Genomic DNA, 20281 nt, shown 5'->3' with positions numbered 1-20281 from the left:
ACCGACAGATAGCTTAGTGTTTTCTTTTGTTTTTAAAGTCACTTTATCCGTTTCTTTTTTATCTTCAGTCGCTTTTTAATACTTTGTACCCTGCTTTAACCCTCATTTTTACTTTTCCCTCGATTTTACCTAAAACGAATTGGCAAGAACTCGTTTTTGCGAAGGTTCGGGTTTCTAGGGCGGTTAGATCTTTTACGGTTGCTGTTATTGGAGTAATTTGATATTTTTTATCTCCATCCAACCATGTGGTCCAATCCGATACTTTTGTTCCAGTCTTTTGTTTAACGATTTATTAACCTTTACTTGAATTTGGGTCAGTTTCCCTGCTTCACGCAAGTGTGTAAAGGGGGTGAAAGGATGATGTCTAAACCTCAGTCTCAGAAAAATCTAACCTATAAATAAATGGCTATCTCAAAAACAAATCACCGTAATAACTTACAAACCCTTCCAATAACATGTAAGATAATACTAATGTGATAGATCTATAGATTAAGAGGAGTTGACCAAATGACCTTATTTTATGTAATACTTGCGGCAATTTTCGCTGTCCTTCTAGTCATTGTTGTGAAACGGCGAAGTGAGCCAGCTAGAATAGAGCGGTATCAAAATGAATTTGGTAAATTATATACGGACACTTTAGACTTGGAAGTAACCGAAATTGTACCAGAAGCATTAATCGTACAGCTTAACAAAGCACTGGATTACGATTATATGGAAAAGGTCAATACAGAATTCCGGCTGAAGTATCCCCGAAACTCACAGGAAAGGGTTAATGAGCTGTGGCGCGAATTTAAACGCTACTTGATTATGGCTGCTGTGTTTGGCAAAGTTGAAATGTTTAATGAGGTCATCGATGAGCTATGGCATATCATGCTGAATTACAAACAGGAATATGATGATTTTTGCCAGACATTCATTGGCCAACCCATTCAGCATAATCCCCACTCACAGCCTGTTTTTAAACCTGAAGAACGCACGCTGTTTGATTTTTACTATGTACAACTGTTTACGGTTGATTCAAGTTCGATTCAAAAATGGGGGAAATTTTTCAAGCATGATAAAGGAAAAGAATTGCTCCATGAATTCGAAGCGCTGGAGTTGGAACAGTTAAAGGAGAAATATATGCGCACTCCTACAAGTATAGAAGCGGAACAGACCTTTGAATGTTTCACCTCCCTTTTTAAAGAGAATCGACCGAAAATAGTATTGGATTGGCGGGAAAGATACGATCAAACAGACTATGCTGCTCCTGCCTACTTCATCTATGCCAGTTCCGATAATCATGATACAGACTTTAATGATATTTTCGGGGTAGAAGCAGCCACTACCTCCTCTGACTCAATCAATGTTAATCATGGTGGAGATCATAGTAGCACCTATGACAGTGGTTCGAGTTCTAGTTCTGGTTCTGATTCTTCTTCTAGCTGTTCTTCGTGCAGCTCGTGCTCGTCATGAAATTTTTGTTATATAGTTCCGATATGCAGAGAAAAATTAAGCGCTTGGACAGATATCCAAGCGTTTTTACAAGTTGAATTAGCAGTATATAAGGCCTTCCAATTGAAGGCCCTTTTTATTTTACATGAACCCTTTTGTGAAATGAAAAGAAGTTTATAGTTGGCTATCACCCGAAATATGAATTTCATCAATAATAGATGCACCAATGTTAAAGTGCCCCCTTTACTAAAGGAGGCACTTTAACTGAATCATACTGAAAATTTCATTTCTTACTCCTTCAAGCAAAAGCCTTTGGCTACTGCCTTAGTTTAGTTAAGCTCTATTAATTCCATCGATTGAACCAATTTTTAATTCTTTGTTTATTTTTCTCAAGAACTTCCTTCGATGTCCTATTGTCTTTTTGTTTTTTCCATTCAAAAAAGGAAGCAATTCCGATAAGCACCCCTCCGCCGATGATCAAATACAGCCACCATGGCATCTCACTCCACATCGAATTCGTATTCATATAAATATTGAATAAAATTGTCCCTGTCCCTACTATGAAATACGATTTGTATTTCATCATGAATCCAAAGAGCAATGCTGATAATGAAATCGTTCCGATAATAAGTGCATCATTTAAGGTATTGCTTGCCATTGCATCACCTATCAAGACTAAAAACAAGAGAAAGACAATTCCAATCTCGATATATTGCGTAGTTTTCCATTTAACAAAGATTTTTCTCAATAATATAGTACTGACAATAAACAGTGGCAGAATCTCGGTCTCTACCTCGAGGACAGCAGGAATCGAAAATTGATTGACGATGACCCAATACGGATACAAACTAAGCAATATAGCGGCAGCCAAATAGATTTTTCTTTCCATTCGATCAGTCGTCGTGCTTCTCATCAAGATGAAATAGGCCGGAATCAGAAGTGCTACGAAAACTTCTAGAATGAAATGTACTGATCCACTCATCAGAACCTCTATATTCATTGCAAAAAGAAACAGCAGCCCATATACCCGGTAAAAATCCATACTAAGGCCAATTTCGCTTTTCGTTAGTATCCCTTTAAAATATCTCTTGCTTAGTATCACCATTATGGTCGTACATCCGAAAAGGACCGTGATGCCAATCGGAAGAGCTAACGTGTCTGCATACTTAATGATGATCCAATACGGATACAAACTTAGAATTCCAGCAAGCCATACATAGATATCTCTTTCCTTCACATTACTTGTAAAGCTTTTCATCAGGATGAAGTAGCCCGTTATCAAGAGTGATACAAAGACTTGCAGTAACTGATATGTCGTTTCATTCACTAGTACTTCTCTATTCATGGCCAGCAAAAATAAAAGACCATAAATCCGGAAAGCATCAATCGTTGCGCCTGTTTCTTCTTTCTTAATTAATACTTTGAAATAGCGACGGCTTAGCATTACCATTCCTAACATACAGATGAAAAGAACAATCAATCCTAATACAATCGATAGGGTGTGAACATAGTTCATAATGCTTAAGAAAGGATACAGACTGACGATTGCTGCAATATTGGAATAGATTTTCCGTTCATTTAGTTCGCCAGTAAAGCTTCTCAGTAATATGAAGTAGCCCGTTATCAAGAGCGATACTAAGACTTGAAGCACCTGATATTTTGTTTCATTCGTAAACACTTCCACATTCATATCAATCAAAAATAACAAACCGTAAATCCTAAAAGGATCAATTGTGGTGCCTGATCCGTTCTTCTTGATTAGTCCTTTGGAATAGCGTCTACTTAGCAACAACATCCCTATCATACAGACGAAAAGAACAGCCATACTCGTAAAAATCGGGAGTCTATGCGCGTAATCTTGGATGTTCATAAACGGATATAGGCTGACGACAGTCGCTATACCTGAATAGATGTTTCTTTCCTTCGCATGAATTGTGAAGCCTCTCATCAGGATAAAGTAGCTCGGCAACAATAGTGAAACGAAAATTCCTAGGATTTCATAACCTGTTTCAGTCATTAAAACTTTCACATTCATATAAATCAAAAATAACAAGCCGTATACCCTATAATAATCAATGAACCTCATTTTACCTTCTTGTTTAATTAGCCCTTTAAAATAGCGCTGGCTAGCAAATACCATCACAGCTGCACATGCAAACAGTACAACTATCCCCATAACCAGAGGTAAACTATTTACAAACATCGCATAGAAAATGAAAGCGAGGCTAAGAGGAACCACAACAAAGTTCTGCCAATTCCTTCTCATAATCAGATACCAGGAAAACACAATCTGTACAGTCACAAACCCCACCCAAATGATCTCCCGATTTAGTGGGACATCACGGATTGCCGTTTCAAATATCGAAACACTGACCGCCAAATGAATGAATGGAATGAGGTAATATTCCATGATATCTTTCCAGTTCTTATTAGATACTGCCCATAGAATGGTAATGATTCCTGCTGTAATCATCAAGCAAATCGAAGTAACCAATTTTATTTGTTCCACGTTGGATAAAAACAGAAGCACTTGTAAGAAAAGTACTGAAAACCCAAGGTAGGTAAAGACGTATTTTCCCCATTTCACTTTCGTACGCAAGGCACTTAAGATATATATCAATAGTTGCGTAACATATAGAAACGGCGAGCTATTCGTATGGACAATGAGTAAACATCCAACAGGTATTGCCACTAAATTTGCAAGATGGCTGGAGTAAAGAAAGTATAGTCTCCCATTTTTTGAATATTTCCCAAGCCATTCTCCTACAATGAAAAAGATAAAAGGACCAAACAACGCGAAACCAATCTTAAATATCACCTGGTTAAAATCAAAAACATCGTAAAGTGAACCATATAGGCTGGCACTTGTAATAATGACGGGCAGCCAGAATATATGTTTCCGGTGTACATGAACAGACCATACGTTTATTGCAGTCGCCATAGTAATTAAACCCGTTACACCCATTGGATTCAACTCACTGTATGGAATCAGTATAAAAGCAAGGAAGGAAAGAATCTGTCCACTATAGATAAAGACAGGAAAGAATATTGGAAATCTACTCTTTAAAGCGTAGGCCGCTCCGATTGAAATCAGTGCTGTCCCCATTGAATAAAGGCTGACAGTGATATTTGAACTGACCCAAACGCTACCTTCCAACAAATATGGATAGAAGGCAACCAACGCTAATACGAAAGAAATCGGAAATCCATATACGGCTGTCTCCATCATAGATTTTGTATCATCTTTTACATAGGTAATAAAGAAAAGTCCAGAAATCAGGACGAGAGCTGCACTAACAGCAAGCCAATCCATATCAATCAATTTACTAGTTAATACCCCCACCATTATCATTGGAGAGATAAATAAGACACTTTGCTTAAATAGGCTGTAGCTTGGGTGGCGATTATATAAATACAGCCCAATATACTTGAAAACCTGAAGCACGAATATTAGATTTAAAACAGTAGTAAACGAGAATTGAAAAGCAAAGCAAAGATATACAAATGCTAAATTAAAAACAACAACAGCTGGATAAGTGAAGCTCGTATTTTTCGATTGAAGTGAAACATAGACAAACTGAGCAGATAGTATCATAAGCGCAACAAAAATTTGCGCATAGTTTTCCTGATAAACCATCGCGTTTATATATAAAAAAACGATTCCACTCTCAATCAAACTGGTAAACATAAAGTTCTTGGATAACTTAGGCTCCTTTGCTTTAGCCATATAAGTCGATAGCGCCATAAAAATGATTGGCACAAGTGCAAAAGCACTGACCATGAATTCATTGAAAAATGAATTATAAACAAAATGGATATATCCGTAAGTGAAGATAGCACTAAAAGCAATTTCATAATATTTCTTTTGAAATTTGACTGCAAAAATTAAAAACAAAACAGAAATGACAATCAATGATATCGAATAAACCAGGTTACTTGAAAATAATGTCAAAATAACAAAGGTTTCCACAATGATTTTAAACAGGATGAATTGAAAAATGAACGGTTTGAATAACACTAATTTTTTCCTATTTTTCAACTGTTCAACATTCCATAAAAGCAATAGATTAAGGACACTAACCGTCAAAAACATCCACTCAATCGTTGAAGTCGCAAAAGCAAAACCGAAGTAACAGGTAACAGCAAACGTTAATATGGATATGATAATGAATATTTTCGACTTAAAGTAATCAGCAATCTTGAAATATATGCCAAAGCAAAGTAATCCTCCAAGAAAACCAAGTAGAGCCCGCCCTTCACCATTAAGCGATAAGTACTCTCCAAATATCTGATAATATGAAGCTGATAAAATCGTAATTGGAATAAATAATCCTGCAAGCGTCAGGAAAGCAAAAGCCGTCTGCTTAATTTTCAGCTTCCAGGCGATAAAGGCCATTCCCGCGAAAACGACGGATACCATTCCTATGAAAAACACCTTCAGAACCGCATTCAAATTACCCCATGATGAGGTTGCCAAAATTAAACCTCCAAATAGAAGTAAAATTACCCCCGTGAGCAGGACGACAGAGATATTCCGTTCCCGGATTTGCTCGGGTGTTCTCTTTGGCTTTATTGGCTGAACAGGCTTCTCCTGCTTGATTACCCGCTGTTGATTAGCAGGTTTCCTTTCAGGGATGCTCGCGATGACCAGTTCAGGTCTTTCTACTATAACTGGTTCGTTAGGGACATCCGAAACCTTCTTATCATTCATTATTGATTCGTCAAATATAGGTATCCCTTGTACTCCTTCTTGATGTGATTCTTCATCTTTAACGAGGTTATCTTGAACCTTCTTCTCAGCTGCCTCACTTTTCAATATTGTCTCTGCTTTGGGACTAGCTTGCTTTTTTTCATTATCTAATTGTTTTTGTTTATAAAGGGCTCTTTGAAAATGCCGATCATACGCCCTGCTAATCCGTATATATTCTGTTTTTGGGATGAGCCGCCTTTCCCATAAAACTTCAAGCTCTTCTTGGAAAATCTGCTTCCTTCTTTCTAACGTCATTTCTTCATTTGAAGAATCATCCATCCAAAGATTCCCCTTCCTTCACTTAGACCTTATATTATCGTATGTATAATCTCTTTTAGATAATAACAAAGTTTTTCCATTTTTTATATATTTAGTATCCACGTCGGATAACCCCTTAAATCTACCAAAAACCATTTCCATTCAATCGGGCAAACTTTACTACAAAAAAAAAGATAACCCCTCAATGGAGTCATCCAAAATTTCTATACTATTTTTAACTTACCCTCACTTCTAACAATCCAAATATAAACTATAATCGAAATGAAAATCGAGACAGCTGCTGTGATATAGATACTCCGATAGCCGAAAAGGTAACCAATCTGTCCGAAAACAATAGCTCCTATACCAACTCCAAGGTCGAAAAATGAGAAATAAGTGGCATTTGCCATCGCTTTACGATTGGGTGCTGTTTTTTCAATCGACCATGCCTGCAAGGCCGGCTGAACTGAACCGAATCCAAATCCATAAAGCACCGCAGCTATATATAGTACCGCTTCACTTGGCATCCAAGCTAACAGGAGCATACCTGTCATGATGAGCACTGTTGATGGCACAAAGATTGCCCGGTGGCCTCTTCTGTCATATAATCGGCCAGAGAATAATCTCGTGACCATGAGAGCCATTGCATAAAGCAAGAAGTACCACTGAATTCCACTCACACCTTTTTCAGCTGTATAAAGTGGCAGGAAAGTTGCGATTCCACCAAATGTAACGGAAATAAAGAAAATAAGCAGAGATGGCTGCAGGGCACTTTTCTCATAAATATCAAACCTCTTTGCAGCCACAGCAGTTAACGGATTTATTTCCACTTTTTGATATCGAATCATCGATCCCATCATTACAGCAAACAATCCTAACAAAGAACAAATCAGAAACAGCTCTTGAAATGGAAGGACTGTAACTAGCAAAAGCCCCAGTGATGGACCGAATGCGAGTGCTAGATTGCCCGATAATCCGTAATACCCCATCCCTTCGCCACGGCGTTTGGCCGGAATTATGTCAGAGGCGATGGTGCCTGAAGCTGTTGAAGAAAAACCCCAGCCGACTCCCTGTACAATCCGCATTAAAAATAACAATCCGATGCTCCCCATAAAACCGAAGGAACCCACGGATATAGCGAAAATGGCTAACCCGATAAGAAAAACAATACGTCTTCCTTTCGTTTCCAATAATTTTCCGGCAATTGGCCGAACAAGCAGAGCGGAAAATGTAAAAATCCCTAGGACAGCCCCTACTAGGCGATCGTCCCCTCCAAGCTGCTCAACAAACAGCGGGATGGTCGGCATCGTCATTTGGAAACCCATGAAAATACACAGATTTGCCAAACAAATCATGATAAAGTCACGTGTCCATATTTTATCAGAACCTCTTACCTGCTCACCCACTAAGGTTTCCCTCATTTTCCTTCACCTTCTAATCCTAATAGTTATTGCCAGTTTACTAAAAAAAGATACAATAAGCGAATAATTTATTTCGTGTACCTAAATATAATTCAAAATGATAAGCCCAGCTTGGAACTGGACCAAGTTTTCTAATCTTCATGAACATAAAAGAATGATATGTACATACACAAAAACCTCATAATTTATGGGTAATGAATGTTTTTACATTAGCATTTATTCTATCCCCTAAGAAGCATATGGTATGTTGCCCATCTGTATGCGCACTTACTATTTCTTTACTGGCTGCAGCTGCCTTTCCAATTGTTAAGCTTCCATAATATCTACATTCACTAAATTCATTTTAGGTATCGTTTTCTTTGCCTCCATTTTATTTTTAAAGACATGCTACTTTTTCCTTTTAAAAGTTTATATAGACTGTGAAAGCAAAATAGCCTTTGACTTGTGAAAAAAAGGAGCCGAAAACAATGATTTATGAAGAAACCTACCGATATTTAGTTCGCCATGTATCCTCCAAGGAGTTCGACACATGTTTATATTCCCTCCTTCATATGGATTGGGATGGTGTGATTCAGAGTCCCCTCCACAAAATGGCTAAAGGAATTGGAACGACTGAAAAATATCTGAAAAAGATCATCAAGAAATTTTCATCCCCACAAGTTGGCTGCGGCCGAAAAATCTTCCTTCCCATTCAACAGGAGATAACAAAATATAAATTCAATCTCGGGCCGACAGGCAGTCTCAGCTTCAACAGTAAAAAGGACCGATACTGTAAAAAATACCGTTTCTTCTATAGTAATGCCTTCCGAAGCCTATCCCTGCCCTCCAAGAGACTCGTGCTCATGGCAGCATTCAATATGTCTGTCAATAAATCTGAAGAAGTCTCGCTGCACTACGATGAAATTGTCCATTCAGAATGTTCCCTTTTCAAAAGACAGGATGTACTTGATGCCATGGAAACGGTTAACCAAACATTAGGCGACATGGTAACCTTCACTATTGCCAGCTCCGTTTTCACACGGAAAGAAATCATTTTAGCTTCTTTCAAAGAAGGAATGTTGAAGGATTATCTTGAAAATCGTACGGAGAGGATGTTGGTACGGAAAACAATTTATGAAGCGGGATGCCTTGAATATATAGAAGATAAAGTCTGTATGGAGCTAGAACGGGTCGGAAAATATATCTACCGTTCGTTTCTTAAAGCTGCACATGGACCTATAAAAGATGATTTGTTAAAACTGGCTCGATTTGTGTATAGCACTTCACTTAAAAAATTCGGTAAAGTCCTGTCTAGCAAAAAGCATTTATTAGCCGATCCAAAACAGGCTTCCGCTTATTTTAGTACAATCGTTTATAATGAAGCACTGGAACAATTGGCCACGTATGCACACCAGGCTGCCTGTATTAAAAACTTAATGGAGCGAGAACACTTGCACCGCGGAATTTCGGAGGGATCTTTAGCGAGAAATGTGGATTATATAGAAGTGAATGAGCATATTGAAGTGATCCGTGTGAAGCATGACAAGGCGTCTAAGATTCATAGAACACTAAGCATATGGTGCGAAGATTGGGTGATCTCACGCGCGAATTCTGTCATAGTAGGTACAGAAGATACTGATCGAAAGTCTATACGTGGAAAAAAGCGAATTCTAAAAAAGGATCAGTCTATTTCCGATTACCTCAACTCACTTAAAAAGCATACATACGAACAACTTGAGAAACATATTACGATGTACCAAAATGTAAATAATAACGAATCCGTCCTAGATGTATTGAAACAGAAAAAAGAAGCTATACGATCCTATTTTGCTATCCAAAAAGATCATATGAAAAATTAGGATAAAATATGGCTAACAGAAACACTGGCTTTTGGGCGAGTGTTTTTTGTCATGCATAAATATTCCTTTCTCCATTCCACTCCAATACCTATTCCCTTATGTAGCTGCCTCCCTCCCTTTTTCTGATTTTGAGGACTGATAATTTTGAAGTTGTTCTGTGAATTAGCTTTTCCCTGACTGTAGACACCCTTCATCCGGGTGTGCATTGAACTCTTTATACTGTGAATAGTGCCTAACATGCTGTGGATAACTAAATGATGCTCTTCTTTCCCCTGATAGATTCTATTCGAATCAGTCATACCAAGGCTTTCGGCAAAAAAGTTATTAAAGGGTCTAAAGAAAGGGTCTAAATCACTTTACTAACAAAGGAACTAAGAATGGTTATGATTAAGGGGATGAATGTAGGACCCCCTTTTCCCCATAAAGAAGATCATCTTTTCAAAATAAAGTTTATGATTTCTACTTTCATAAAAAAAGGAGAATAATGAAGATACTTAAGAAACAAGAAGCTATTCCATGGTTTCACGAATTACAAAAGCATATGGAATGCCTGACCGTATAGAAGAAACGAAAAAATAAAGCTCCTGCTTAAAATGTATATCCATTCCAAGTATACAAGAGTTTTCGACTCTAATGGATTTATTACCCATAATAAACAAAAAACTGTGGCAATTTGATTCCACAATATCAAAACCGCACCATAGCAAATTACCCCCGCTATGATAAAATGAAAAACGAAAAGACTATCAGCACCTTCTATTATTATTAAAAATTTCGTTTGTTCTTCTCCACCTGAGCTACAGATGATAATGTGAAACTTCTTTTACTGGGACTTTCACAGGGATTTTACAAACATGATAGTACGAAGCAGCTTGCCTTTATCATCATACGTATTTGGCTAGGAGTGAAATTCGTTGTTACAGAAGTTAAATCATTTTCTTGAAAAGGCTATGCCTTTTATCACGCCAACTGGTGTAGTGGTCGGCGTATTGCTTGCCAGTTATTTAGATTCCTATATATTCCTCGTTCCTTGGATTTTTGCACTTATTACATTTTCCGGAAGTTTAGGATCGAATTTCAGTTCATTGAAGCGTATCGCTTCCAATCCCTTACCGGTAATTGTGGTTCTTCTTATCCTGCATATTGCCATGCCAATTTGGGCCTGGCTACTTGGACACCTGGTGTTTCCTGGAGACAATCTGACCATAACTGGTTTAGTTCTAGGTGTTGTGATTCCAACTGGTGTTACCAGTTTGCTTTGGGTATCCATTTACAAAGGGAACACCCTGCTCACTTTGACGATTGTCTTAATCGATACGCTCTTGTCACCGATTATTGTGCCGTATAGCGTTGCTTTCTTCAGCGGAACATCGGTTGAAATGGATACCATGGCAATCATGAAAGGGTTAATCGGCATGGTTGTCATTCCTTCACTGATTGGGATGGTGCTGAATCAGATTACCAAGGGAAAAATAAAACCGATGCTTGGACCGCGTTTAGCTCCCTTTTCTAAAATAGCACTTGGTATATGTGTGACCTTAAACAGCGCGAAAGTTGCTCCATATTTAAGTCATATCGATGCAAAATTAATCAAAATGGCTATTATGGTCTTCTTTATTGCCTTTTCTGGTTATCTATTATCCTGGATGGTCGGAAAATTCCTGAAGTGGGAAAAAGAAGAGATTATTACCGTCACCTATACAGGAGGTATGAGAAATATCGCTGCAGGAGCTGCTCTTGCCGTTGCTTATTTCCCTGCCGCCGTTGCTGTTCCTGTCATTCTCGGTACTCTTTTCCAACAAATACTCGCTTCCGTGTATGGTTCATTCTTAAACAGGTATTATCATAAGCCTAAGCCAGTTCAAGAAAATAAAATGGCTGCTTAACTGAAAAAGCCGATTCCAACGGAACCGGCTTTTTTCTCGCTTTGTTGCTATTTTGTTATCTCAATTTTCCCATTATTTGTTTCTAATTTAACCATGTTTTCACCTTTACCAATGACAACATTCCCCTCATATTTATTGAGAATATCGATTTTCCCATTATCAACATGAACATCAAAGGTTGTATTGGTCGGCTCCTTATCTGTTTTAATCATAATTTTGCCATTGTCACTTTCCAATTGAATATTCCGATCCAAGTCTTTTGTGACAAGGGAGATTTTGCCGTTATTCGAGGAACCTATCAGATTTCCCTCTACATTATTAAGATCTACTCTTCCGTTAGCAGATTTCACTTCAACTTTTTCAGATATTATATCTTTTAATTCAACTCGGCCATTTTGTGATTCCACGTTCAGACTCTTTATGTCCAATTCAGCCATTTGTACTTTTCCATTATCACTTTTAACGACAAACGACTTATAAGATTTCTCAGGCACATACACTTTTAAATGTAATGATTGAATTTGAAACCCAAAGCTAAAGGAACGTTTATCTTTTAATGTGATCGCAAGCTTCTTTCCTTCCACATCTGCAGAAAAATTCAGCTTAGAAACATCCACACCTTTTGATACTAACTCTACACTAGTCTCCGTACCTGTCGTTGGGATAATTTCAACAGCTGCATTGTCAGAAATAACCTGAATGTCCGTTACCTCATCTGTAATCGATTTTTTCTCTGTAGTGGATTCCTTATCCGTCACTTGCGAAAATGTAAACAAACTGCCTACTACACCAACCAATAACAGAACAAGTGCAATAATCGATAATTTTTTGATATTAATCATGTTTCAAACCACCTTTCACAAGGGAAACATTAAATTTCAAATAACGAATAAACCCTTTAGTTAAAGCACTTGTAGCGACAAACATCCCCATGGCAATGAAAATTCCAATTCCGCAAAGACCCAATGCGAAGAACAAATCAAATAATTGAAAGTTGCCTATAATTAGATTAATAAGTACGCCAAACGGGGCAAGAATAAAGCCTACCGCTGATGCCCATCCTGCAATAACAACCCCTACCAGCGCAATAAAAGGTCCTAATACAATTACTAAATTAAAAAAACCTAAACCAATAACTGCCCAAACAGCTCGCATGACATTTCCAGCAGAAGTCGTTTGCTCGACTTGATCAAGACGGTAAGATGCCGTTAGTTCCTTGGAAATTTGATTCGGATTTCCAAGGGATGCTGAAATTTCCTGCTCCGTTTTTCCTTTTTCCATCCCAACCGCGAAATACTCTTCGTAATCTTGTAAAATATCCTGCCGTTCCTCTTGCGAAAGCCTTACTAATGAGGCATTCAATTGTTTCAAAAATTGTTCTTTATTCATTTGCCCGCACCTTCCTTGATTAATTGATTGACTCCATTAGAAAACTCGTTCCATTCTGTCAGCAATTCGTGAAGGTATTCTCGGCCTTTCTCGGTTAACTTATAATACTTACGCGGCGGCCCTTCTGTTGATTCTTGCAAATATGTCGTAAAATACTCTTCCTTGGTTAATCTTCGTAACAGTGGATAAACCGAACCTTCCGATATCTCGATTTGATCTGAAATCTTCTGAACAAGTTCATAGCCGTAACGGTCTTGCTTATCCAACAACACAAGGACACACAGTTCCAAGACACCTTTTTTAAATTGTACATTCAATGCACCATCACTCCTTTCTTGAATGTTTCGGTACTATTCATTAACCAGTACCAAACAACGAATAATACATCTTATGTAAATAATTTACCACATGCTACTGTTTATTGCAAGGTACTGTAAAAATATTTTAACGCTCACCCTCTTCCTTGTTCTTATCTTATTTTAATTATGCTTTGAGCAGACTGCTGCTTAACCAATCAGGAATGCAATTTATTGTTATTCTGTTAAGTGTTATCAAAAGAGGGTAAGAGAAAATTAAACATATATTAATAGCTAACGGAGAATAAGTTATATAATAGAAATATATGGAAGGAGGAACTACTTTGGCAAAAAAAGAAATAACGAAAAAGCAGTTTGATTTTCTTGAACACGAACTTAAGTATCTTGAAACAGGAGGAGTTATCTCTGAGCAAGAAAAAGAAAAGATGCTAGGTTCCTATGATGTGAAGGATAATTTAAGTTTCATTACTATTTTATTATCCATCGGGGCGCTTCTTTTAGGTCTTGGGGTATTAACCTTCGTCGCCAGTAACTGGATATATTTAAATAAGGGAGTTAAATTCCTAATAATAATTGCGTGTCTAATTGGAGTAAACTTCGCTGGTGTTAAGTGGCAGAAACGCTTTCCCAAAACAGCCCGGAGTTTACATTATGTTGGAATTTTGATATTCGGAGCAGGCATATTTCTAGTTGAGCAGATGTTTAACATCAGCATCAATTTCAACAGTTCCTTTTTATTATGGGCCATTGGAACAGTATTCATTGGTTACTATTTAAAAGACGTCTTCATCCTTCTTTTTACTTCCTTTCTGCTTTTCATTTATATTAACGGAAGTATATTCCTTGATGAAACGTCTTACCCACTTGCCATTCTTGTATTTATACCTTTTTTATATATTCTATTAAAAAAATTCGATTATCCTAAGGCCTTGGGCTTTTTTATTAACGCATTAGCCATCAATACAATCGCCTTATTTCTAATGGAATTTGTACCGAAGTTAGATGTTAAACAGTCGAATACGATCGTCCTTTCCATTCTGTTTGTATTGGGAATCATATTGGCGTATCTTCCATTTCCATCTAAATTACAAAGCACCACCCACATACAAGGGCATATCTTACATGGAATCACCGCACTCTTCCTTACCTTTGAATTTTCGATATGGTTCCCTATAGCTTATTTTATTTTCCTTCTTTACCTCATTCTAAAGGGCAGTTTAACCAGCATTGTGATAATATGTGCACTGATTTTCAGATACTATATTGATTCCTTTGACTTCCTGCCAAAATCGCTTACATTCATAATCGGCGGCATCATGCTTATTGGTTTTGGCTTCTTCTTTGAAAACCAACGGAAAAAAGGAGGCGATTTCAATGAAGAATAATCTATTCTTCCGACCGCTCATCGTATTTTCCATTCCAATCTTGATTCTTTTAGTCTTGGCGATTCCTCCCGTCTGGACTACCATGACCGGAGAGGAAATCAAAATCAAAACCGCTCCAGTCGACCCGACGGACCTGTTCCGGGGTAGCTATGTGGCTCTGAATTACGAAATAGAGACCGTTAAGCCTTCACAACTTGATGACTCTGTTATTTCTGAGTTTAAAACAAGAAATATGGGTGATTATAAAAAGGTATATGTAATACTAAAACAAAGCAATGATGGTCTATATAAAGTCGATTTAGTAACGAAAGAAAAACCCAGCAAAGGTGTTTATCTAAAAGGAGAATTAGAAATTCCTTATGACTTAAAAAGAGCTACAACTGTTCAGATTAGATACGGCCTAGACAATTATTATGCATCCGAAGAAAAGGCTAAGGAAATGGAAACAGACGCTTTGGCTAAACCTTCAGTTGCTATAGTAAAGGTTAGAAATGGTAATGTTGTATTAACAGATATTATCATTGAGTAAGTGTTTTTCAACTATCCGAGACTAGCAAAAAGAGCATCAGATTTTCGATGCTCTTTTTTGCTAGTCATATTATAAAGTATCCGTTATGAATATCAGAGCTTTTACTTAATGACCCGTTTAGCCCCAATATATCGATCTTTCCAATACTTGTCGCTCATTTTAACTACCTTTACACCTTTTGTTGTGGTTCCCACAAAAGTACCTTTTCCATTATAGATGCCCACAAATGAGACTTTTCCTTTCGTGCCAGTTGCATAGAACACTAAGTCGCCTGTTTTTAAGTCTGTTTGCTTCACGGCTTTACCGGTTTTATACTGTTCTGCACTTGTTCTCGGAATTTTCATTTCTGTCGCTGCATTTTTATAGACATACTGAGTAAGCCCGCTTGCATCGAATCCTTTTGGTGTCGTTCCTCCATATTTATATGGGCTCCCGACCTGCTTCTCCGCTAAGGCGGCAACTTCATCGCCATAGTTGATTGATGCTGATGCATTAGCTGGACCGAAAATAAATGCTGCAACCAATGCTACAAGTGAAACAATTGCTACAAGCCATTTTGAAACTGGTAAACTAAGACTCATTCTTTTTCCTCCCCAATCTGTAAATGAAACACAATTTTAAATATATGATGAAGTTTTGATTTGATTCCTAAAATCCTTTTTTATTTCTACCATCTTCGTTTATTCACCATAAATTCTCTATATAAAAAACAAAAAAACCACATGTTCCGTTACATAAAATAAACGGTGACATCTGGTTTCTTCTATATTTTTAGTAGAAAAAGGTTCGTCCAATTACTTAGGTTCCTCATATTTTCGAGCCTCATCACTGTCGCTTAAACCTTTAGTAGTATGATCAACCACACCGCCGACCCCAAAGAATGTAAGCGCAATAAAGTTAATAATCCCCATCGCCCCATTCAGCGCATCATCGGTAATGGTAAAACCAATCGGGTGGATAAAGTTATTAATGAACGCTGCAACCATTTGCGTTAATATTAAAAGCCCAGGGAGAAGAACTGTAAAAATAAACGTCGGATTTTTAAAACGCACTTTCCAGTTGATCATTGCTATGCCCCTTATTTATATTAAGTCCACTTCAATTCATAAATAGTACGGACTTGCTATATTTTATGTAGCTTGTCCTTCTAGCGTTCGGGAATTCTATGAAATTAATATATCGCTATATGCTAGAAAGTATATCCAAAAGAAAAGAGCATGTTTTGAAAAAGACTGGCCAAAAACATGCTCTTAACAAATTCAATTTAATGTTACTTTTATAAAAAAGTTTGATTTTCCACACTTCTTTATGAACGTACGCCCCCGTTAGTTAACAAGAACTGGAATTCACTTGTCACTTTTTCTGTTTCTTTGACGTTCAGTATATAAAGAAGACCCAAGAACAATCATCACAATTGCAACATTGATAAATAACCAAATTAGGTCTATATCCGTGATATACTCGACTGACTTAAAATAAAAATTACGAATGAGAAAAGCAAAAGTAAAACTTCTTTGTTTCATTTTTTCAAACAACAATCTCATTATAAAAAACGCCTGACTTTTTAGTCGAAGAAGAAAAATTAGTAGCTAACTGGATAAAAAAATCTTCCCTCTATTACTCATAGGGGATTCTGTTACACGAATAGCTTCCTGTACCTCCTGTAAGTCATAGTGAGAGTCTGGCACCATAAACCTCAACCTTTTATCGTTTATAAAATTTATCAAAAGGTTAAAAGTTTCTTGCCAAGTTTGTACTGATACCTGTTGATTCCAATGCCGAAGATGAAACATTTTAACATTCACTTTTGTCCTATTTGAAATTTCCGCCCAATTTACAGGCTTTCCTGATAAAAGCCCAATAGTTAATAACATTCCATTTGGTTGAACACAAAAAGCTAACTCTGAACCATCTGTTCCACCCACAGAATCAATAGCAGCTTTTGCTCCACGCCCATTCGTTAATTCCATCACGGTATTATGTAATGATCTATCCGAAGTATTGATTACATAAGAAGCTCCAAGTTTAAGTAGTTCTTCCGTATATTTATTGTTTCTTGTTACAGCAATCAATTGAAAACCGAGAATCTTGGATAACTGAGTAAAGATACGACCAATAGAAGATCCGCAAGCATTCACGATTAATACATCATCCGGTTTCAATGCTAATACTTCTGTACAGGTAAGCCAAGCTGTTATCGGATTTATATATAATTGTGCTGCAATATAATCCTCAATGGAACGAGGTATAGGAACTGCCAACTCCGCAGATGTTCTAACATATTCTTGCCAAGTTCCTTCACCACACAGAGGCAGAACACGCTTACCTATTAGTTCTTGAGAAACTGAAGGACCCACCTCTTCTACAATACCTACCCCTTATAGCCAGGAATGGAAGGTAAAGGGATTCGATGAGCATATACCCCACGAATTGGTAGCAAGTCAGATGGGTTAATAGGGCGAACTTTCATACGCACAAGGATTTCTCCATTAGCAGGTCGTTGAATGTTTTTACTTTCAACTTTCAATACGTTTTGCGGGCTTCCGAATTCATAGAATTTAATACATTTTGCTTCCACAACAATAAGTCTCCTTTACTTTAAAATCTCATCTATATTTATAATATCACCTTTCACTAACCTGCCCTGTTCGTGATATTAGAAAAAGAGCTGCCGAAGCAACTCTCTTATTGAAGTAAAGCACCTGTTAGTTGAAACTTATTCATAAATTTTAAATTTTTAATGTTATTATTTCTTAAAAATCCTTTGATTTTTTCCCCTTCGATTTAGTTAAAGGAGATATAACCAATTGTTCGCATTTCTCATAAATCCCTAATAATTTCAGAGTCAAGCGTAACTTAGGAACAATAAGGTAAACAATTGAGCCTGAAATGATGCTTATAATAGCTCCTGCTAGAACATCTGCTGGATAGTGGACACCGACCCAAATACGAGAAAAACCAACAAGGAAAGCCGGTATGATCCATAAAAACCACCATCCTCTTTTGAACATCCAAAAGGATACACAAAATGAGAAAAACAATATTGTATGGTCGCTTGGAAAAGAATTATCAACTGCTTTTTCAATTAATTTATTAACATTTGTCAACTCAGCAAATGGTTGATTATTGGAATAAAATTCTCCTGCTATCTTCCCGATTATTTCAGCAAAAACAAAAGTAATGGTTGCACAAAAAACCATCATTCTACTCTTTTTATTTTGAGTAAACCAAATTACAATAACACCAAAAGCTAAGAAAAATACCATATACTCAGCAATGAAAATCATAGCAGGGTTTAAGTATGTGTATTGTTTCCCTAAGTCATTAATCATTCTAAATAAATTAATATTCAGTTCTAAAAAACTCATTTCATACCACCTTTTTTTCCTCTTTTTCTTAAATCTTAAAAGAGGGAGAGATAAATCGCCATCGATTAACCTAACAGTTTAAGGTTCACATCTTACAATTTTGTCATATTTTTGTAAGGTGGTTTAATATTCACATAGCGTTATTTTTCGGGATTGAGTGGTTAAATAACAATAATATTAGCTAGCTTCGAAATTGGGATCGTCTGATGGTAATTTCAATAGAGAACTCCAATAAATTGCTGTTTACTGAGACTAACTTCAACAATTGGATCAATACCATTTTTGAATAATAAGTGTCTTACTGAATCCTCAGATTTACTTCCGATTGTAGAAGGAGGTTCATTATATATTCTTAATACATTTTTAATATAATTGATAATGAAAATCATTTTCGGTGATGTTATTATATTCCTTAGTACTTATTATTTTGAAATACTGGAGGAAAACATGATGATTGATGCTCTAAGACAAAACAAAAACATTTCTATACTCTTAGCTGTATTACGTGTATATATCGGATATACGTGGATTATGGCTGGTTGGGGGAAGATAGCAAGTGGACAGTTTGATGCTTCTGGCTTTTTACAGGGTGCTTTAGCTAACTCAACCGGAGAACACCCGGCTGTTCAAGAATGGTGGGTGGTATTTCTAAAAAATATAGCGATTCCTAATATAGAGGTATTTAACCTCTTAGTACCTTGGGGAGAACTATTTGTAGGTGTAGGTTTATTAATCGGTTGTTTTACAAAAACAGCAGTGTTTTTTGGAATAGCGATGAACTTTTCTTATATGTTTAGTGGTACTACAAGTACAAACCCACAACTTGTTTTATTGTCAATGTTTATCCTAGTTTCTGCTATGAATGCAGGAAGATATGGGGTAGATGGTTTGATTACTCCACCTCTTAAAGAAAAACTATTTGCTAAAAAAACAAGAGCGATACAAAATGCTGCTTAGTTTTTTAATACGTAGATTCGAAAGATCGCCAGTATAGGCGGTCTTTTTTGCATTCTTCTTGTTGAACTCCCTCAGTTAATTAAGTATTTCTTACGAATGCTCGCTTATTCGCAGGATTTCATCCCACTAGATAGAGTAAGAATGAGTGAATAAAATATCATAAGGAAAGGGAATTGGTAAGAAGCTTTTACAGAGGCTAATCCAAGAATTACAAGGGTTATCGCAAGGTATTGCCGATGTTGAAATAGGAAACTAAGTCGGAGAAATTTACTATAAAGCTAAAGGATTTAAACGTTTTGAAAAGTTTGATGAGGATTTTAAGACACAAGCAAAGAACCAAACGAATGGCTTTAGAAATCTAATGAAAATGCACCATTTCACATTTTCCAGAAAAGTGTAAAATTAAACGAAACTTTTGTACGCTATACTCGTAATTAAATGAGGAGGTGTAAAATGAAAAAGTATCTAATTTTCACTATTAGTTTCTTATTGTTATTTACCTTATTGCAAATTTCATCTGGACTATTTCTAACTGCTACATATACCCCTGATTTTTCAGAGTCATTGGGCATGAGTAATACACTTTCACAAGAAGTGATTTTTGTTCAAAGTTCACAAATACCTACATTAATAATTGCTGTTTTATCTGCTATATCAGCCTATTTCATTTTGAATAAAGTCGCAAAAAAGAATTGAATGAGAAGGACCTGCAAAAAAAGAGTGCGGCTTACCTCTGCACTCTTTCCGTT

General features: G+C 36.8%; 15 protein-coding genes and 1 pseudogene. 7 read left to right on the top strand and 9 right to left on the bottom strand.

Annotated elements, in window-relative coordinates; all coding sequences use genetic code 11:
• The first annotated feature begins 507 nt into the window (after positions 1–507).
• Positions 508–1455: a UCP032817 domain-containing protein gene (locus AKG34_RS01415; RefSeq protein ID WP_053344461.1), complete on the top strand. Its 948-nt coding sequence runs from the start codon at positions 508–510 to the stop codon at positions 1453–1455.
• Between the two features lie 322 nt (positions 1456–1777).
• Here AKG34_RS01415 and AKG34_RS01405 read toward each other — a convergent pair whose 3' ends face one another.
• Positions 1778–6463 (bottom strand): hypothetical protein, encoded by a 4686-nt coding sequence (locus AKG34_RS01405; RefSeq protein WP_053344459.1) that lies wholly within the window; start codon positions 6461–6463, stop codon positions 1778–1780.
• Positions 6464–6666: 203 nt separating this feature from the next.
• Positions 6667–7863 (bottom strand): MFS transporter, encoded by a 1197-nt coding sequence (locus AKG34_RS01400; RefSeq protein ID WP_053344458.1) that lies wholly within the window; start codon positions 7861–7863, stop codon positions 6667–6669.
• Between the two features lie 467 nt (positions 7864–8330).
• Here AKG34_RS01400 and AKG34_RS01395 point away from each other — a divergent pair, with 467 nt between their 5' ends.
• Both AKG34_RS01395 and AKG34_RS01385 read left to right on the top strand, forming a co-directional pair.
• Positions 8331–9701, top strand: coding sequence for a hypothetical protein (locus AKG34_RS01395; RefSeq protein ID WP_053344457.1), 1371 nt, complete (start codon positions 8331–8333; stop codon positions 9699–9701).
• 914 nt (positions 9702–10615) lie between these two features.
• Positions 10616–11587, top strand: coding sequence for a bile acid:sodium symporter family protein (locus AKG34_RS01385; protein ID WP_053344455.1), 972 nt, complete (start codon positions 10616–10618; stop codon positions 11585–11587).
• A gap of 47 nt (positions 11588–11634) precedes the next feature.
• On the opposite strand, the gene AKG34_RS01380 is transcribed toward AKG34_RS01385, so the two are convergent.
• The 3 genes from AKG34_RS01380 to AKG34_RS01370 are packed head-to-tail and all read right to left on the bottom strand — an operon-like array spanning position 11635 to position 13293.
• Positions 11635–12429 carry a DUF4097 family beta strand repeat-containing protein gene (locus AKG34_RS01380; protein ID WP_053344454.1) on the bottom strand — a complete coding sequence of 265 codons (795 nt, stop codon included), beginning with the start codon at positions 12427–12429 and terminating at the stop codon, positions 11635–11637.
• Complete coding sequence (locus AKG34_RS01375) at positions 12422–12976, bottom strand: DUF1700 domain-containing protein (RefSeq protein WP_053344453.1); 555 nt, start codon at positions 12974–12976, stop codon at positions 12422–12424. Before AKG34_RS01375 ends, AKG34_RS01380 begins: the two co-directional genes overlap by 8 nt.
• Entirely contained in the window at positions 12973–13293 is a 321-nt protein-coding gene (locus AKG34_RS01370; protein ID WP_053344452.1) for a PadR family transcriptional regulator, read from the bottom strand. Before AKG34_RS01370 ends, AKG34_RS01375 begins: the two co-directional genes overlap by 4 nt.
• A gap of 323 nt (positions 13294–13616) precedes the next feature.
• Here AKG34_RS01370 and AKG34_RS01365 point away from each other — a divergent pair, with 323 nt between their 5' ends.
• Both AKG34_RS01365 and AKG34_RS01360 read left to right on the top strand, forming a co-directional pair.
• Entirely contained in the window at positions 13617–14678 is a 1062-nt protein-coding gene (locus AKG34_RS01365; protein ID WP_053344451.1) for a DUF2157 domain-containing protein, read from the top strand.
• Positions 14668–15207 carry a GDYXXLXY domain-containing protein gene (locus AKG34_RS01360; protein WP_053344450.1) on the top strand — a complete coding sequence of 180 codons (540 nt, stop codon included), beginning with the start codon at positions 14668–14670 and terminating at the stop codon, positions 15205–15207. Before AKG34_RS01365 ends, AKG34_RS01360 begins: the two co-directional genes overlap by 11 nt.
• Positions 15208–15308: 101 nt before the next feature.
• On the opposite strand, the gene AKG34_RS01355 is transcribed toward AKG34_RS01360, so the two are convergent.
• The 4 genes and pseudogenes from AKG34_RS01355 to AKG34_RS01335 form a co-directional block, all read right to left on the bottom strand.
• On the bottom strand, positions 15309–15788 hold the full coding sequence (locus AKG34_RS01355) for a C40 family peptidase (protein ID WP_053344449.1): 480 nt from the start codon (positions 15786–15788) through the stop codon (positions 15309–15311).
• 213 nt (positions 15789–16001) lie between these two features.
• Positions 16002–16274, bottom strand: a complete 273-nt coding sequence (locus tag AKG34_RS01350; RefSeq protein WP_053344448.1) for a phage holin — start codon at positions 16272–16274, stop codon at positions 16002–16004.
• A gap of 522 nt (positions 16275–16796) precedes the next feature.
• A pseudogene (locus AKG34_RS01340) lies at positions 16797–17785 on the bottom strand (zinc-dependent alcohol dehydrogenase family protein).
• A 175-nt stretch (positions 17786–17960) separates the two neighbouring features.
• On the bottom strand, positions 17961–18575 hold the full coding sequence (locus AKG34_RS01335) for an undecaprenyl-diphosphatase (RefSeq protein WP_053344446.1): 615 nt from the start codon (positions 18573–18575) through the stop codon (positions 17961–17963).
• 447 nt (positions 18576–19022) lie between these two features.
• Here AKG34_RS01335 and AKG34_RS01330 point away from each other — a divergent pair, with 447 nt between their 5' ends.
• Together AKG34_RS01330 and AKG34_RS01325 are read left to right on the top strand one after the other, a co-directional pair.
• Positions 19023–19532 (top strand): DoxX family protein, encoded by a 510-nt coding sequence (locus tag AKG34_RS01330; RefSeq protein WP_053347941.1) that lies wholly within the window; start codon positions 19023–19025, stop codon positions 19530–19532.
• A gap of 453 nt (positions 19533–19985) precedes the next feature.
• Positions 19986–20228, top strand: a complete 243-nt coding sequence (locus AKG34_RS01325; RefSeq protein ID WP_053344445.1) for a hypothetical protein — start codon at positions 19986–19988, stop codon at positions 20226–20228.
• Positions 20229–20281 lie beyond the last annotated feature (53 nt).

Source organism: Peribacillus butanolivorans (assembly GCF_001273755.1).
Lineage (GTDB): Bacteria > Bacillota > Bacilli > Bacillales > DSM-1321 > Peribacillus > Peribacillus butanolivorans.
Note: the sequence above shows the minus strand (reverse complement) of the source record. Positions and strands in the feature narration are given on the sequence as shown.

Bases quoted from the DNA above. Each gene is read 5' to 3' on its own strand.
- AKG34_RS01350 (WP_053344448.1), bottom strand. From the start codon at position 16,274: ATGATCAACTGGAAAGTGCGTTTTAAAAATCCGACGTTTATTTTTACA.
- AKG34_RS01400 (WP_053344458.1), bottom strand. From the start codon at position 7,863: ATGAGGGAAACCTTAGTGGGTGAGCAGGTAAGAGGTTCTGATAAAATA.
- AKG34_RS01330 (WP_053347941.1), top strand. From the start codon at position 19,023: ATGATGATTGATGCTCTAAGACAAAACAAAAACATTTCTATACTCTTA.
- AKG34_RS01355 (WP_053344449.1), bottom strand. From the start codon at position 15,788: ATGAGTCTTAGTTTACCAGTTTCAAAATGGCTTGTAGCAATTGTTTCA.
- AKG34_RS01360 (WP_053344450.1), top strand. From the start codon at position 14,668: ATGAAGAATAATCTATTCTTCCGACCGCTCATCGTATTTTCCATTCCA.
- AKG34_RS01335 (WP_053344446.1), bottom strand. From the start codon at position 18,575: ATGAGTTTTTTAGAACTGAATATTAATTTATTTAGAATGATTAATGAC.
- AKG34_RS01325 (WP_053344445.1), top strand. From the start codon at position 19,986: ATGAAAAAGTATCTAATTTTCACTATTAGTTTCTTATTGTTATTTACC.
- AKG34_RS01395 (WP_053344457.1), top strand. From the start codon at position 8,331: ATGATTTATGAAGAAACCTACCGATATTTAGTTCGCCATGTATCCTCC.
- AKG34_RS01415 (WP_053344461.1), top strand. From the start codon at position 508: ATGACCTTATTTTATGTAATACTTGCGGCAATTTTCGCTGTCCTTCTA.
- AKG34_RS01375 (WP_053344453.1), bottom strand. From the start codon at position 12,976: ATGAATAAAGAACAATTTTTGAAACAATTGAATGCCTCATTAGTAAGG.
- AKG34_RS01380 (WP_053344454.1), bottom strand. From the start codon at position 12,429: ATGATTAATATCAAAAAATTATCGATTATTGCACTTGTTCTGTTATTG.
- AKG34_RS01405 (WP_053344459.1), bottom strand. From the start codon at position 6,463: ATGGATGATTCTTCAAATGAAGAAATGACGTTAGAAAGAAGGAAGCAG.